Here is a 14485-nt window from a genome sequence, read left to right on the forward strand (position 1 = left end):
ACAGCAACAGGTTGACAGAGGTTTAGCAAAGATTCAATTTGAGCGGTAGCACCCAGCTAACAGTAACCCCTTTGGGAAACATTTAAAGGCGATTAGCCTGATAAACCCCGCCATTAGGGCTGTTTCTCATCAGAGAACAAAACTTTAGTGCAGTTTTACAACGTTAGATATTAATTTTTGAAATTGAGGTTGACTATGAGGTATCGCGCTTTAATTGTTGCATTTTTGGCCTTGTGCTTGGGGCTAATCACAGCTTGTAGCGATGGTTCATCTGCTAGCAGTAGTAAAGATGTACTCACCTATGAACAAATTCGCGGCACTGGTTTGGCTAACAAATGCCCTCAACTAGCAGAAACAAGCCGTGGTTCCATCCCCTTAGATTCTAGCCAGTCCTACTCCATCAAAGAACTTTGCTTGGAACCTACTAATTTCTTCGTTAAAGAAGAACCCGCTAACAAACGCCAAGAAGCAGAATTTGTTGCTGGTAAGCTGTTAACCAGATATACCTCCACTATCGATCAGGTACAAGGCGATCTGACATTTAATCAAGATAAGAGCTTGACATTTGTAGAAAAAGATGGTTTGGACTTCCAAGCTATTACCGTCCAACTCCCTGGTGGCGAGCGAGTTCCTTTCTTGTTCACCATCAAAAACTTAGTTGCACAAACACAGCCTGGTTTGAATAGTGTTAATACCTCCACAGATTTTGAAGGCACTTTCAAAGTACCTTCCTATCGTGGTGCTGCTTTCTTAGATCCCAAAGGTCGTGGTGTTGTTACTGGCTATGATAATGCCGTAGCTTTACCTGCTCAAGCAGATGATGAAGACCTTACCCGCACTAACGTTAAGCGTGCTGAAATTCTTAGTGGCAAAATTTCCCTACAAGTAGCAAAAGTAGATAGCTCTAGTGGTGAAATTGCAGGTACTTTCGAGAGCGAACAGCCCTCTGATACAGATTTAGGTGCTGGTGAACCCAAAGAAGTCAAGATTCGTGGTTTGTTCTACGCTCGCGTTGAACCCCAAGGCTAATTTATCTTGAGTACCGCAACTGACGGGCACTCACATCAGCATAATAATTCTGTAAGCATTAGGCTTGAATGCAAAAATTAACTCACATACACCTTTTATTGCTAGGTGTATGTGTTTTTTTGTGGATCAAATAAAGCGCGATCGCTAATTTATTACACTTTGCATCTCAAAATTCAGTTGTCAATTGTTATACCAATCCGCATTCTCATAGGTAATTAAGATTTTTGTAGGGGCGGGGTTTCCCAGCCCTTGTGTGAGTTTCCCCACCCTTGAGTGGGTTTCAATGTTACATTTTTGATTGCAGTTAGGTATTAGTTATTGAAAGGATCTGGTCTAATACCCGCCCATAGCAAGTGGCGTGATTTTTAGATTTATTTGTACGGGCGGGTTCACCGCTATCTTTATTTATTAACAAAGATGCAAATAAAGCCGCTCCTACCACAGTCCTAAACTCCATCCTCTTATGGGTGGAGTTTTTTATTTATAGATTGTAATTTTTTAAATATATCTTTATTAAGAGAACCTAAATCAATTAAATTAAATTCATAATTACACAAAATTTATAAATTTAAACTTTAAATTCATCGTTAATATTTACAACTGATAAACAAGAAAATCATTTGCTTTAAAAATAGTTGTTTAAAATTAGCACTTACTTGCTATCAACTACTGCTTGACAATAGATCTCTAAGTATATTTAAGGCAAAAATTAAACCTTTTTATAATAATTATGATTTTCTGGCAATTATTTACGTATTTTTACTAGACTCAATCTTTTTTACTGTTTGGCATAATTTGCAAAGGTTTATTTTTTTTATTTAGAAGTTCGCCGGATACTTCATAATTCAAATTCGGTACAATCTCGGTTCCAAATTTAATAAGAAATTTTATATTTTGGCTATATAGAGTTATTTGGCTGCAAGGAATACCAAAGCTAAATAACAAAAACAATCCTAAATTCGCTTGTTGAGATTTGGTGCGATCGCTAAAAAAAACTATGGTTTATTCAGCATCAAGTTGTTATGTACCATAGGTTAATTTGGCTCATTTAGGCTGATATTTAGCTAATATCATCCCATCGCACCAACTTTAGCAACGAATCCTTTTTTTGCTTTGCTTAACAAATGCGGTGCTATGCCTACCACAGTCACCAACGAACTGAAGCATGAAACTTGGCAGTTATTGCGAGAATATCAGCAAACTCGCTCAGAAACTGTTCGCAATCAACTAGTTAATCTCAATTTTGGGCTAGTGAGAAGAGAAGCTCACTACTGGATGAATCAATGCCATGAAAATTACGAAGATTTACTGCAAGTCGGTTGTTTAGGTCTAATTAGGGCGATCGAGAAATTTGAAATTTCTAAAGGATATGCCTTTAGTTCTTTTACTATTCCCTATATTCGCGGTGAAATTCAACATTACTTGCGAGATAAAGGTGTGACTGTGCGGATTCCTCGACGCTACTTAGCACTGCAACAGCAAGCTATTGGAGTCTCCCGTTCTTTACGAGTAAAATATAATCGTCAGCCAACAGACTCTGAACTAGCAGCCGCATTAGATATTTCCCCCGATGAATGGCAGGAAATTAAATTAGCATGGATCAATCGCGCACCTTTGAGTTTGGATGTACCCATCCAAGATGGAGAAGAAGGCGCAACTAGCTTAGGCGAATTAGTACCAGATCCGCATTACCGTAGTTTTCAATTAGCACAAGAAGACCAAATTCGTCTACAACAAGCTTTGGTTCAACTAGAACAACGAACCCGCGAAGTTTTAGAATGTGTCTTTTTACATGATTTGACGCAAAAACAAGTAGCAGAACAGTTAGGAATTAGCGTAGTTACTGTTTCTCGGCGAGTCAAAAAAGGGTTGGATTTGTTAAAAAATCTCATGGGTGTAGCGGAAGATTAACTATCAATCAGTTGCCCCCGCAGTTATGCTGGTCTCACAGTACTAAAAATAACCATTGAAATCAAAAAAATTAGGTTATAAAAGGAACAGACTTAGCCTTGAATAAAAATTTTAGGCATGTTTATGTTCCAAACAAATTTTCCTATAGCTTTTGAGAACGGCTAATGGGTAGAAAAAATTCCACAATCGCGGGTGTAGCCATTTTAATGTTAGCGATCGCTGGATGTAGTTCTGAAGAAACACCACAGGCTAGCAATCCTAGTCCTGCGGCTAATCTTCCCCCGACTACAAAATCAGCAATTAAATCGCCAACTGCTACCCAATCTTTTAATAATCCAATTGTCCCTGGTAAACAATCAAAAGTTGCCGCCGCAACTTATAGTCCATCGGCTACTTTGATTCAACCCACTAATGCTACAGAGCGGTTAGTGATGATAGCAAAAGGCCGAAATGACCCCTTTGCCGAAATTGTCCAAGCACCAACAGTTCAAGGACTTACCACAAATACGGCAAAATCTATTCCTAAGTTACCTCCCCTACCAATTGCTCAACCACCAGCAAAAAAAGTACCAGTACGTAGTGGAGTACAATCAGTTAGTCTAAATCCACCAGGAAGCAACAAGGCAAAACCTGTGTCTAAATTGGCTCTTGTGGCAAAAACTCCCAAAGTTGCGCCTAAATTGTTGCCTAGATTAACTCCAGTATTACCGCCGGTTATTCCTAGTCCCAAACTAGTATCTGTATTACCAGAAAAACCACAACCAGAATTAGCAAAATCTGTGCTTGTAACTGGCGTAGTTTTAATTGGTAAACAACTCCAGGCGATTATCCAAGTCCCAAATGAACCTACTAGTCGCTATGTACAAGCTGGACAGCGATTAGCTAATGGTCTTTTAATTAAACGTATTGAAATGAATGAAGGCTCCAATCCTGTTGTGATTGTGGAACAATATGGTATTGAAGTTGCCAGAATGGTAGGCGATAATCCTGCTAATTCCGCAACACCAACTACAAACCCTGGCGCAAATCCTGTTTCTTGGATAACGCCATCCCAACATATTGTTGCTGTCGGAGCTTCATAAGTGGAGACTAAAGAAAAAATTGAATTTGCTGGCTTACCATTAGCTGTTTATCGAGAGATAGCAGCGCATTTGCGTCAAGTGGAAGGCTTGGAAGTCGGTTTGATTCCCCAATCATCCCTACAGTTTGATTATTACCAAAGTCAAATTGAAGGCTTGTGGTTATCTTGGAAATCAAGTCCGACAACTCAAAATGTCCAACTGGTTCAGCAAATTCTCGCTTATTACCGAAATCGCTATGGTCTGTAGGAAGTCAGGTAATAAGTAGTACTTGTACTTATTAAATTTAAGTACACCAACACACATGAAAAATCAACTAGGGGCTAGGCGCTAGTATTTTTTACTGAGCATCCAGCATGGGCGTAGTTTTTTTAGTTATGCCTATGCTGTGCGTAAGTATAACTATTCTGTGAGAATAGTTAACATGAATAAGGTATAAAAGTCAATGCCCTATGCCCCAATACGTTCATTTAAGGATAATTGTAGGTTGGGTTGAACGAAGTGAAACCCAACAAACCCCTGGAAATGTTGGGTTTCGTTCCTCAACCCAACCTACGTAGTTTATGGTTTTTGGCGCTAACTGAACTGTATTGCCTTATGCCCCATTTTCAATTTAATTTAAAATACTATTTTATTTTGACTGGGCTACGTAATTTTCAGGTTGATTTTATAAGTTATATATAAAGCATTACGAATTACATAATTGTAAGACTAGACCAAACCAGCTTGAAAAATTTGGCTTGGGGTGAGATTTAATTCGGGAAAAGCTTGGGATATGATGCGATCGCTTTGTTGAAACTTGCTTACCTGATATTCGCCATCAACTAAGTTACAGACAGAAATTGTTGGTTGTTTGGGGTTACCAAGAAAATTCCGTCCCCCGCAAGCGGCATAATCTACTATCCAATATTCTGGTATACCCATCTCTTCATAGTCAGCATATTTGATATAGTAATCATCCCGCCAGTTAGTTGATACAACTTCGATGGCTAAAGGTATGGACGCCCCTAAACTAACTATGGATTCTTTTTTCCACAATGGTTCATTTACCAGATTTGCACGATTGAGTACTAAGACATCTGGTAAATAACCAGAATCTTTTTCTGGAGGTCTAACTATAGCTTGGTTTGGGATAACGTAGGGAAGGTCTAATCTGTCAAATGCAACAGTTACTTTTCTGGCGATAAAACCCTTGACTTCTTCGTGTTCTCCTACTGGTTGTGCCATTTCAACAATAGTTCCATTATGTAGTTCATAACGTACCCCTGAGTTTTCCGGGAGCCAATTGACGAATTCTGCAAAGGTGACTAACTTGGGTATGGCTTGAGTCATAGCTAATAGAGAATTACTGCTCTAGAAATATTATCTCTAATCTCTGGGGCTATAGTTAGCTTGACTCTAACATCATGGTTCAGCAGTTGAATTGAAATGATGGTATTGTGACAGCTTATATCCGACTAATTACTGTACAGTACGGATGTCTGGAGCAAAAGTTCATCTAATATTATGCAATTGTAAATTGCTGAGGTAAACTGGCAAGCAAGTAATGCAAAATATTACTCAGCTGGTCTTCGGTCTTGGCATCACTCACAATGGACAACTGGCAATTTCTGATACAGAGACAGGGCGATCGCGCTTGGCATACCCTGGAATCGCCAAAAGGAGAAATTATAGAGGGTCGGTATAGAGTTTTGGCTCGTTCTAACCGTCCTAATATAGATGTGGAAGTAAGGGTAATTCACTCCTCTACCCAAGAGGTACCACCTAAGCGGCGAATTCAAAAGCGATCGCGCCGTACTAATAATGAAGGCTTAATGGCGGTAATTCCCTATACCTACTTCAAACCAGGAATTTGGGAGTTGCAATGTTCTGGTGATTTGATGTCGGATATTCTCGGTAAATCTTGGCAGTACAATATCTATTTACGAGTTTTACCGCAGCAAACAGATGTCCAGGTAATTCCATCAGATGATAGTAATGATGTGTCATTGGATGCTGATGATGAATTAACAACGATTTCTGTTGTCAATTTGCTGGCAGGTAACTCAGTAGAATCTACATCTGTACAAAATTCATCTCTCAGCGAACCAAGACCGGCAATTACACCGCAAACTAGCTCTCAGACAAAGACGCCAGTTGAAGATCTGGAAGAAGATGTCATCATAGATCAACCTGTCAGCCCTGTGTGGGTTAGAGGCGCGACGGCAGAGCAAATTTTACAAAATTTAATAGATTTAGCTTTACCTAGCGGGGAATCGCTGTTAGATGAGGATCTGCTAGCAGAACCGCAAATACAACCAGCATTACCACCATTATCGCTAAATTTAGAGCAAGAAACCTATGTTGCGCGTTGGGGTGAAGCTCTGACAATTAATGGGCGGGTAGAACTGCAAGAAAAAACGGATTGGGAGGTAGAGATTCCTTACTTAGAAAGTCTTTACTCTCTAGAAGTAAGAATTTCGCTGCGATCGCCTGTAAAATCTGATATTTTGAATGAGGTTAGGCAATCATTACCGAATGAACTCTTGCCTTTTAATATTGAATCTTCAATTAATATTCCTGCTGATTGCGAATCAAAATTAATTTTAGCGGAAGTCAGTTTGTATGGTGCGCTGACTAATGTTGGTGAAGTGACACTTTTAGCTAGCCAGCCATTTACAATTACAGCAGATGTCAGCGAATTACTGGCAATTACAGCCGCAGTTACTAATATTCCTGATCTTGAGGAATTAGAAGTTGCTGAAGTCCCTGAACGAGCTGCTGGAATTGATTTGTCACTGTTAAATTTAGTCAAAGCTGTACCTTCAGATCAATCTCTGACTTTAGAAAATAAATTTTTACCGCCGGAAATTAAACCGCGATCGCGCAAAAAATCATTAGATAGTCATCGGGGGCTAGAATTGCCGAATATGCCGCCTCTACCGCCAATTAAGCCAGTGGATACGGCAATTTTGGCAGAATCTTTGACAGCAGAGGCGACAACCACAGAACTTGCTACACAGCCAGAAAGCTTGGAGAAGGTGGAAACCTTAGCCGCTATCAATATGGAGCAATTAGTAATTAAAAATCGGCGCATGTCGATGCTGGCTACTACATTTCCATACTTGAAACCGTTAATGGCGGCGACAGATGAAGATGAAGTGGTTCAAAGTGAGGTTGTTGATACATCTAGCTTGCATTCGCCAAAAAACTCACAGATGCAGCATAATGCTTTAGCTGGGACTGAGAATACAACTGAGTTGTCGATTGACGATCAACAATCTCAGGTAACATCTGTGACAGAAGTATCTGTATCTCGACGTTCCAAGTTAATCGACGCTTATGTTGCAGAAGTTACTAACTCCCCTCGTCCGGAGTTAATTGACGATTTTGTCACACCAACAGCAACTCCACCTAGTTCGGAATTAATCGATGAGTCGATATCCCCAACAGAAACTCCGCCTAGTTCGGAATTAATCAATCGAGATGTACCCGCAACAGCAACTCCACCTAATGCAAAATTAGTGATTGAAGGTAATCCTTACTCTTCGCCACTGATTACAAAATGGCTAGAAAATCAAGGATTCACTTTACCGGAACCGATTCATTTACAAGACCAAGACGAAGAGCGTGATGTTGTAGTATCTGAGACAATCACAACTCAACCAGAGCGTGTTTCTACTCAACCGGAAATGTCATCTATTGATACCAATACTGAGGAGATTCCGTCAGATTGGTTAGCGATCGCCCAACAGGATTTAGAGTCAGCAGATAACCTGGCAAAAGCATATTCCACACCATCATTACCAGTTCCCCCACCACCACCGCCACCGCGTTATCAAAAGATACCCCTACCTAAGCGGGAAGAAATTGTTGTAGATGATATTTATGTTGAAGAAGAACCGGAGGTAGAAATACCAGAAAATCTGCCTGTAGAAGAGGAAGTACCAGAGGTACCATTGATAGCAGAGCGATCGCCTTTACCGCGAATGGCTGGGCCTGTAGTCGAACTCTTACCCACACCAAAATTGTATGTACCAGAAGGCGAACTGATTGCCGGTTTATCTGTTAAGGTACGTTTGGAATTACCGCAAGTGTCTTCAGAAGTAATTTTGAAACTATGGATTGAAGATTGTCAAAGCCGTTGGTTAATTGATGGCCCCCACTTGCTGAAGAATTTGCAGACTAATTCTGGGGGAAGGTTGGAGGTGACGACGCAGTTAGATATTCCTTTTGGCTGTGTAGAAGTCCGCATTGAGGCGATCGCGCTGAACCCCGAAACCCAGCAGGAAAGCCATAAAGTATCGCTAACACGAGCTGTGATTCCACCCAATTTACCAACTTTGCAATTAGATGAATTATTAGGTATTTAGACATGCCTAGCAACTGCGGCTGTGTTAAAAATCTTTAGAATTTAAAAAATGAGACAGAATTTGCAGTAAGCTCATCTTGAATTGAAGTTTAATTTAACAGGAATCATTGACTATGGTATCTCAACTTTTGCCTTCGATTTTGGCTAGTACTTCCTACCTACCTGCTCTGTTCGTTCCCATCATTGGTTGGGGCGTACCCATCGCCGTATTTGCGTTTTTGTTTCTATACATTGAACGCGAAGATATTGCCTAATTGAGTAATAGCTCAATTAACCAACAACTAATGACCCATTAATAATTAATACCGCCCATCTCAGTGAGATGGGCGGTTTTTTCATAATGCTGATTTCTAAACAAGTGCTAGAGAATCTACACTAATTACGGTATTGGCTCTAGCTAATATTAAAGTGAAGAACCGATTCCGGCATAGGCTCCGTAAAAGAAAATGCCGACAACAGTTATTACACCTAAACCTGCGATCGTAGCGACGACCCACAGAGGAATTCTCCCACTTCCAGACACAGTTTTCTCCTCCCTTTACAACAAATCAACGCAAGTTGAATAAACGAATGATTAACAAACTTTGTTCCAGTTAGTTAAAGAAGTAACTGGAGAACAGAATACCCAGAACAAAAACTAGTAGTAGTCCCAGGTACAGAGAAGTCCGGTTGAGTTCTACCGGCTGATTATTGGGATTGGGCGTTCTTTCCATGAGTTGCTCCTAGCGTTGAATAAACTGCATTGCGGCGATCGCGCCCAAGAAGAAGACAGTTGGCACACCTAAGGTGTGAACTGCAAGCCATCTAACTGTAAAAATTGGATAGGTAACTGGTTGATTGATGTTGTTGCCGCTAGTCATGATTTCAAACTACTTTCCGATAAAGTTTTCAACTTGCTTTTTAGCTTCAAAGCGGTTGTTCACAATAGGAACTTCTTGACGTACTTCGGTGAAATACTCGTTAGGACGGGGTGTGCCAAAAACATCATAAGCCAGTCCGGTGCTGACAAATAACCAACCAGCGATAAATAATGCTGGGATGGTGATGCTGTGAATTACCCAGTAACGAATGCTGGTAATAATGTCCGAAAACGGACGCTCTCCAGTGGTACCTGACATCGAGTTTTTACCTTTGCAAAGACAGTTATTGAGTTTATTATCCTACAAAGTTTAGAAAGAGTTACAACTTGCAACTTCCTTCTCATAAATCTGGATAATTACATAGGCGATTGTGGCCCTAAGCAGGCTCGGAAGCGGCAGTTGCGGCTACATTGGGATTATATTTTAGTAAAATACCGCGATCGCCAATAATAAATCCTTGGTTGGGCTGGAAAAACACGATCTTGTAAAAATTAGCCGCTACTGTTTCCACATCCCGGTCTTTTTCCCAAGTTTTACCACCATCAGCACTGTGCAGTAAATTACCGCTACCGCCACCAACCCAAATGTCATTAGGCGTGCGATAAGCTAAATCCAGTAAACCCCAGCTAGTAGATAATTCGGGATTTTGTGCTTCTTGCCACTCATCGGGTTTTGTTGGGTCACTAAATTGTACCTGACCGCCCCGTGCTAGCATCCACATTTGCCCATCTTCAGCAAAGCCCATGTTCTCTACGCGACGAGAACTATTGCGGTTATGGGGTACCCAAGCATTTTGTCCTGGTTCCCAAGTAGAGTAAAAGCTACCTTTGGCAGAAACAGCGACATATTTACCATCGATAGAACGTTCTAGGTTACGTACCACACCCACTGCTGCTTCTACTTGAGCTTTCCAGTTTTTACCGCCATCTTGGGTTTGATAGATAGCGCCCACATCAGTAGCCATTTCAGCTGCGTTTGGCCCCAAAGCGCTGACACTAATCGGATTACCAGGTAATTTTTCACTCAGAGCAATCCGCGACCAAGAACGACCTTCATCAGTAGTATGCAGTAGCAAACCAGGCTCGCCTGCAATCCACCCTTCTTTACCCGCAAAACTTACAGCATCAAAGCGATACCTAGAGTCATCAAGTTCTAGATTTAAGGGTTTCCAAGTATCACCGCCATCATTAGTTTCTAAAATTGTGGCGTTGCTACCTACTAAGTAACCATGCTGGGGATTTTCTGTAAAAGCAATATCTAACAGCTTTGCTTCTGTGGGGACAGAAATAACTGCCCAGGGGTTATAGCTAGTAGAGGGAACTTTGCTACAACCTATACACATCAGGACAACTATCAACAAGGCAAATATTCGTTGCCAACCTTTTAAAATTGCTTGCATCAGTATTTTTTATTTCGTAATTGTTTCTCAATTTGTCAGTTGTGAGTTGTCATGGGGAATAGGGCATGGGGCATTGGGCATTTGTTAATTTATTTCCCTTGTCCTCCTTGTCCTCCTTGTCCTCCACGTCTCCCTCATGCTTATGGGTGGAGATGTTTAACTAAGTATCTATTGTAACCCGTAGAGACTGATAAAAAATAAGAAGGCCAGTGCCAAAGCGCCGAAAATCAAGAGGTTTTTTTGGGTTGGGGTCAAGGTGTTGACACCTAAACCGTAACCCAGATTTTCCCGAAAGCCTGATACTTGACCTGCTGGGCCGATACTAGTGAAAGCTTGTTTTTTTGCACTGCATACAGGACAGCGCCAATTTATAGGCAGATCTGCGAAGGGTATTCCTGAGGGAATATCATGTTTGTCGTCTCCCTTTTCAGGTTCGTAGACGTAACCGCAGGCACGACACTCATAGCGGTCTAATGCTTGAGTATCAACAGCTTGTTCGCTTTGTTCGCTCATTGCTTAGGCCTCACAGAGGAGCAAATATTAAATATACGTTACAAATTATGACATAACTGTTAGACTTTTCTATCACAACTAAAAACGAATCAAATACCTTCAGTACTTCTGTTTCCCAGATTTCAGAAAAGCCTAAAAGATATAATGTAAAAGAAAGTTACAGCGTTATTTACACCATAAGCGGTAGATATCCATTGTGTTTGTTCTCAGCGGTTACGAGTACCTTCTAGGCTTTCTCATTATCTGTAGCCTAGTGCCTGCCCTGGCGCTCTCAGCGTCCAAGCTCCTACGACCCAGTGGCAAAAGTGCGGAACGGCGCACCACTTATGAATCCGGAATGGAACCCATTGGTGGAGCCTGGATTCAGTTCAACATCCGCTACTATATGTTTGCCCTGGTTTTTGTCGTCTTTGATGTGGAAACTGTGTTTTTGTATCCTTGGGCGGTAGCTTTCCACCGTCTAGGGCTATTGGCATTCATTGAAGCGCTAATTTTTATTGCAATTCTTGTAATCGCCTTAGTTTACGCATGGCGTAAAGGAGCTTTGGAATGGTCTTGAATTCTAATTTAACAACCCAGGACAAAGAGCGCATCATCAACCCGATTGAGCGTCCCAGCGTCACTCAAGACCTTTCAGAAAACGTAATTCTGACTACGGTTGATGACCTTTACAACTGGGCCCGGCTTTCTAGTTTGTGGCCGTTGCTATTTGGTACGGCTTGCTGCTTTATTGAATTTGCAGCTTTAATCGGCTCTCGGTTCGACTTTGACCGTTTTGGGCTAATTCCTCGTTCTAGCCCCCGCCAAGCCGATTTAATCATTACTGCTGGCACAATTACTATGAAGATGGCACCCCAATTGGTACGTCTTTATGAACAAATGCCAGAGCCAAAGTATGTGATTGCGATGGGAGCTTGTACAATTACAGGCGGGATGTTTAGCGTTGATTCCCCCACGGCTGTGCGTGGAGTTGATAAACTCATTCCTGTAGATGTGTACTTACCTGGTTGTCCGCCGCGTCCAGAAGCGATTATTGACGCAATTATTAAGCTGCGGAAGAAGATAGCTAATGATTCCATTCAAGAACGGGATCAAATTAAGCAAACCCACCGCTATTACAGCACAACTCATAATCTCAAGCCAGTAGAGCAAATTTTAACTGGTAAGTATATGCAGTCGGATACCCGCTTTACACCACCGAAAGAATTGGCGGAAGCGATTGGTTTACCAGTTCCACCTGCTTTATTGACATCCCAAAAACAAAAGGAGGGAACTAACCGTGGCTGATGAAGAATCTAAGCCAGTACCAGCAGCAGAAGAGTCTCTGGTAAAAGCCGGGAAAGTTTCCCAGTGGTTGACGGAAAATGGCTTTGACCATGAGGTTTTAGCACCTGATGTCAACGGGGTAGAGATAATTAAGGTAGAGTCAGATTTTTTACTCCCTATCTCTACAGCTTTATATGCTTACGGGTTTAATTATCTCCAGTTTCAAGGTGGTATTGACCTGGGCCCTGGACAAGATTTGGTGAGCGTATATCACTTAATTAAAGTAGGTGATAATAGCGATCGCCCTGAAGAAATCCGCTTGAAGGTGTTCTTACCACGGGAAAACCCTACAGTGCCTTCAGTGTACTGGATTTGGAAGACCGCAGACTGGCAAGAGCGCGAGTCTTATGATATGTTCGGCATTGTCTATGAAGGACACCCTAATCTAAAGCGGATTTTAATGCCTGAGGATTGGGTAGGCTGGCCTTTGCGGAAGGATTACATCTCGCCTGATTTCTACGAGTTGCAAGACGCTTACTAGACAGTGTTGATTGCTGAGTGTCAGCAGTGAGAATTGTGTTATCTCATCCCTAACCCCTCTCCGGCGGCGGAGGGGGGTATTGTTTTTAACACAAAGGTTCGCAAAGGAGGGGAGATATCTGATACCAATTCAAAATTCAAAATTCAAAATTCAAAATTAAGAAAGCCAGATGTAATACCAATTCTCTGTGAAGCTGCACATTAACGCCCGCAGGCTAGAAGCCTGGGGCTAAACAAACAAAGCCTGCAAAAGCAGGCTAAATTATATGCATCTTCATATTGAATTGGTATAACAAGGTTTCCAGACTTTGCATCTGTTGCTGAATTTTGGAGAATTGGTATAAATTGCATAACTACTAATAAGGGCTGTCAACAGTCAACAGTCAACAGCCCTCACAATAGATAGATTGTGCAACTTAAAAGCAGATTAGCTTATCTGAGTGGGAGAATGCAGTCTAGATGTCATCACCAAAATAGATGATTGAGGAAATTACGAAATAGCTTGATGCCAGTGGGTTCTTGGTAATTTGGCGGTAATAAAGCTAGCATTGCATTCTGTAATAATACTATGGCTGCATCGACTTCTTGACGCTTGGGTATGCTGCTGTGAGGAAAGTATAAAGGTTCGCCAAAGCGAATAGTTAATTTTTTCCGGAAAAATAGGTCATGAGTACCAATTAATGCTATAGGTACGATGGGTACGCCAGATTTAAGGGCGTAGATAACAGTACCCCGCTTTAAGGGAACGTGTAATTGACCTTCAGTATCTCCTAATCTGCCTTCAGGAAAGAGAACTATACCATCACCCCGCTCTATGATTGTCATCACAATATTGTCTATTTGTCGTAGGGTTTGAATATCTTTACCTGTAGGTACGTTCTCTTGAATTGCTGTGGCTAATTCTACTAAGTCTTGTCGTCCTGCTTGTGCTTGTGCAATTACAGCCGATTCTTCTTTCCAGATCCTAGCTAAAGGAATGACACCGCCAGCAAAGCGGAGGATGAGGCGTTTCCACCACTGATTGTAGAGTGTGCGAGCATCACCTAGTATGTAGTAGTAAGGATGGGGAGGAATTTCGCTGAGTAAGAGAAAGGGATCGATATGGTGAAGATGGTTAACAGCTAAAATTGCTGGTTTTTGCGGCAGTTTGTCTAAATATTCTACTCGGATGCGAAAGCAAGTATGAATGAGCGATCGCAAAACGAAACGCCGCACTTCACCGCTAACTCTCGGTTCTGAATCTTCAACAGTCATGGCTGTTAATTGCTGGAGAGTTTTTGTCATCATTTCCCGCACAGATGGATCGACAGATGCGGCTAAACCTTCTCGTACTCGCTGGATGGCTGCGGCTGTTATCGGTGGTAAACTGTGTGATTGTGTTTGCTTTTCTTGGACTGTAAAAGTTGCTTCTTCAGGGTAGTTTTTAATCACAAATTTTCTAAAATTATTTTTACTATTGATAAGCAAATCATAGTTATTACAACTAGGTTATTCACCAATCTCTAGCGAGAAAATTTAAAAAAATTTCTCAAAATTA

17 protein-coding genes are annotated in these 14485 nt (G+C 41.3%); 9 read left to right on the plus strand and 8 right to left on the minus strand.

Annotated features, from left to right (window positions below):
- The first annotated feature begins 195 nt into the window (after nucleotides 1-195).
- From H6G08_RS02295 to H6G08_RS02310, 4 genes are all read left to right on the plus strand, one after another.
- Nucleotides 196-1029: a photosystem II manganese-stabilizing polypeptide gene (locus tag H6G08_RS02295; protein WP_190538683.1), complete on the plus strand. Its 834-nt coding sequence runs from the start codon at nucleotides 196-198 to the stop codon at nucleotides 1027-1029.
- A 1134-nt stretch (nucleotides 1030-2163) separates the two neighbouring features.
- A complete protein-coding gene (locus H6G08_RS02300; protein ID WP_190538684.1) occupies nucleotides 2164-2940 on the plus strand; it encodes an RNA polymerase sigma factor SigF in 777 nt (258 codons plus the stop codon).
- A gap of 164 nt (nucleotides 2941-3104) precedes the next feature.
- Entirely contained in the window at nucleotides 3105-4022 is a 918-nt protein-coding gene (locus H6G08_RS02305) for a hypothetical protein (RefSeq protein ID WP_190538685.1), read from the plus strand.
- Nucleotides 4023-4268 (plus strand): hypothetical protein, encoded by a 246-nt coding sequence (locus tag H6G08_RS02310; RefSeq protein ID WP_190538686.1) that lies wholly within the window; start codon nucleotides 4023-4025, stop codon nucleotides 4266-4268.
- A 462-nt stretch (nucleotides 4269-4730) separates the two neighbouring features.
- Here the strand turns inward: H6G08_RS02310 and H6G08_RS02315 are convergent, their stop codons facing one another.
- Nucleotides 4731-5351 carry a Uma2 family endonuclease gene (locus tag H6G08_RS02315; RefSeq protein WP_190538687.1) on the minus strand — a complete coding sequence of 207 codons (621 nt, stop codon included), beginning with the start codon at nucleotides 5349-5351 and terminating at the stop codon, nucleotides 4731-4733.
- Nucleotides 5352-5611: 260 nt separating this feature from the next.
- On the opposite strand from H6G08_RS02315, the gene H6G08_RS02320 reads away from it, so the two are divergent.
- Together H6G08_RS02320 and H6G08_RS02325 are read left to right on the plus strand one after the other, a co-directional pair.
- Entirely contained in the window at nucleotides 5612-8371 is a 2760-nt protein-coding gene (locus H6G08_RS02320) for a hypothetical protein (protein WP_190538688.1), read from the plus strand.
- A gap of 112 nt (nucleotides 8372-8483) precedes the next feature.
- A complete protein-coding gene (locus tag H6G08_RS02325) occupies nucleotides 8484-8624 on the plus strand; it encodes a photosystem I reaction center subunit VIII (RefSeq protein WP_190538689.1) in 141 nt (46 codons plus the stop codon).
- 149 nt (nucleotides 8625-8773) lie between these two features.
- Here H6G08_RS02325 and H6G08_RS02330 read toward each other — a convergent pair whose 3' ends face one another.
- The 6 genes from H6G08_RS02330 to H6G08_RS02355 form a co-directional block, all read right to left on the minus strand.
- Nucleotides 8774-8893, minus strand: coding sequence for a photosystem II reaction center protein J (locus H6G08_RS02330; RefSeq protein WP_013190555.1), 120 nt, complete (start codon nucleotides 8891-8893; stop codon nucleotides 8774-8776).
- A 70-nt stretch (nucleotides 8894-8963) separates the two neighbouring features.
- Nucleotides 8964-9083: a photosystem II reaction center protein PsbL gene (gene psbL, locus H6G08_RS02335; RefSeq protein ID WP_010997988.1), complete on the minus strand. Its 120-nt coding sequence runs from the start codon at nucleotides 9081-9083 to the stop codon at nucleotides 8964-8966.
- 9 nt (nucleotides 9084-9092) lie between these two features.
- Nucleotides 9093-9230 (minus strand): cytochrome b559 subunit beta, encoded by a 138-nt coding sequence (psbF, locus tag H6G08_RS02340; protein ID WP_015115279.1) that lies wholly within the window; start codon nucleotides 9228-9230, stop codon nucleotides 9093-9095.
- Nucleotides 9231-9239: 9 nt separating this feature from the next.
- Nucleotides 9240-9488, minus strand: coding sequence for a cytochrome b559 subunit alpha (psbE, locus tag H6G08_RS02345; protein WP_096644023.1), 249 nt, complete (start codon nucleotides 9486-9488; stop codon nucleotides 9240-9242).
- A 118-nt stretch (nucleotides 9489-9606) separates the two neighbouring features.
- Entirely contained in the window at nucleotides 9607-10629 is a 1023-nt protein-coding gene (locus tag H6G08_RS02350) for a photosynthesis system II assembly factor Ycf48 (protein WP_190538690.1), read from the minus strand.
- 168 nt (nucleotides 10630-10797) lie between these two features.
- Nucleotides 10798-11142: a rubredoxin gene (locus tag H6G08_RS02355; RefSeq protein ID WP_190538691.1), complete on the minus strand. Its 345-nt coding sequence runs from the start codon at nucleotides 11140-11142 to the stop codon at nucleotides 10798-10800.
- A 196-nt stretch (nucleotides 11143-11338) separates the two neighbouring features.
- Here H6G08_RS02355 and ndhC point away from each other — a divergent pair, with 196 nt between their 5' ends.
- The 3 genes from ndhC to H6G08_RS02370 are packed head-to-tail and all read left to right on the plus strand — an operon-like array spanning nucleotide 11339 to nucleotide 12949.
- A complete protein-coding gene (gene ndhC / locus H6G08_RS02360) occupies nucleotides 11339-11701 on the plus strand; it encodes a photosynthetic/respiratory NAD(P)H-quinone oxidoreductase subunit C (RefSeq protein WP_045872960.1) in 363 nt (120 codons plus the stop codon).
- Complete coding sequence (gene ndhK, locus H6G08_RS02365) at nucleotides 11692-12429, plus strand: photosynthetic/respiratory NAD(P)H-quinone oxidoreductase subunit K (RefSeq protein WP_190538692.1); 738 nt, start codon at nucleotides 11692-11694, stop codon at nucleotides 12427-12429. The genes ndhC and ndhK overlap by 10 nt, the downstream gene beginning before the upstream one ends.
- Entirely contained in the window at nucleotides 12422-12949 is a 528-nt protein-coding gene (locus tag H6G08_RS02370; protein WP_190538693.1) for an NAD(P)H-quinone oxidoreductase subunit J, read from the plus strand. Before ndhK ends, H6G08_RS02370 begins: the two co-directional genes overlap by 8 nt.
- A gap of 464 nt (nucleotides 12950-13413) precedes the next feature.
- Here the strand turns inward: H6G08_RS02370 and H6G08_RS02375 are convergent, their stop codons facing one another.
- A complete protein-coding gene (locus tag H6G08_RS02375; RefSeq protein ID WP_390625550.1) occupies nucleotides 13414-14379 on the minus strand; it encodes a lysophospholipid acyltransferase family protein in 966 nt (321 codons plus the stop codon).
- Nucleotides 14380-14485 lie beyond the last annotated feature (106 nt).

This window comes from Calothrix anomala FACHB-343, from assembly GCF_014696435.1.
Lineage (GTDB): Bacteria > Cyanobacteriota > Cyanobacteriia > Cyanobacteriales > Nostocaceae > Aulosira > Aulosira anomala_A.

Bases quoted from the DNA above. Each gene is read 5' to 3' on its own strand.
- H6G08_RS02295 (WP_190538683.1), top strand. From the start codon at position 196: ATGAGGTATCGCGCTTTAATTGTTGCATTTTTGGCCTTGTGCTTGGGG.
- H6G08_RS02300 (WP_190538684.1), top strand. From the start codon at position 2,164: ATGCCTACCACAGTCACCAACGAACTGAAGCATGAAACTTGGCAGTTA.
- H6G08_RS02305 (WP_190538685.1), top strand. From the start codon at position 3,105: ATGGGTAGAAAAAATTCCACAATCGCGGGTGTAGCCATTTTAATGTTA.
- H6G08_RS02315 (WP_190538687.1), bottom strand. From the start codon at position 5,351: ATGACTCAAGCCATACCCAAGTTAGTCACCTTTGCAGAATTCGTCAAT.
- H6G08_RS02320 (WP_190538688.1), top strand. From the start codon at position 5,612: ATGGACAACTGGCAATTTCTGATACAGAGACAGGGCGATCGCGCTTGG.
- H6G08_RS02325 (WP_190538689.1), top strand. From the start codon at position 8,484: ATGGTATCTCAACTTTTGCCTTCGATTTTGGCTAGTACTTCCTACCTA.
- psbL (WP_010997988.1), bottom strand. From the start codon at position 9,083: ATGGAAAGAACGCCCAATCCCAATAATCAGCCGGTAGAACTCAACCGG.
- psbF (WP_015115279.1), bottom strand. From the start codon at position 9,230: ATGACTAGCGGCAACAACATCAATCAACCAGTTACCTATCCAATTTTT.
- psbE (WP_096644023.1), bottom strand. From the start codon at position 9,488: ATGTCAGGTACCACTGGAGAGCGTCCGTTTTCGGACATTATTACCAGC.
- H6G08_RS02350 (WP_190538690.1), bottom strand. From the start codon at position 10,629: ATGCAAGCAATTTTAAAAGGTTGGCAACGAATATTTGCCTTGTTGATA.
- H6G08_RS02355 (WP_190538691.1), bottom strand. From the start codon at position 11,142: ATGAGCGAACAAAGCGAACAAGCTGTTGATACTCAAGCATTAGACCGC.
- ndhK (WP_190538692.1), top strand. From the start codon at position 11,692: ATGGTCTTGAATTCTAATTTAACAACCCAGGACAAAGAGCGCATCATC.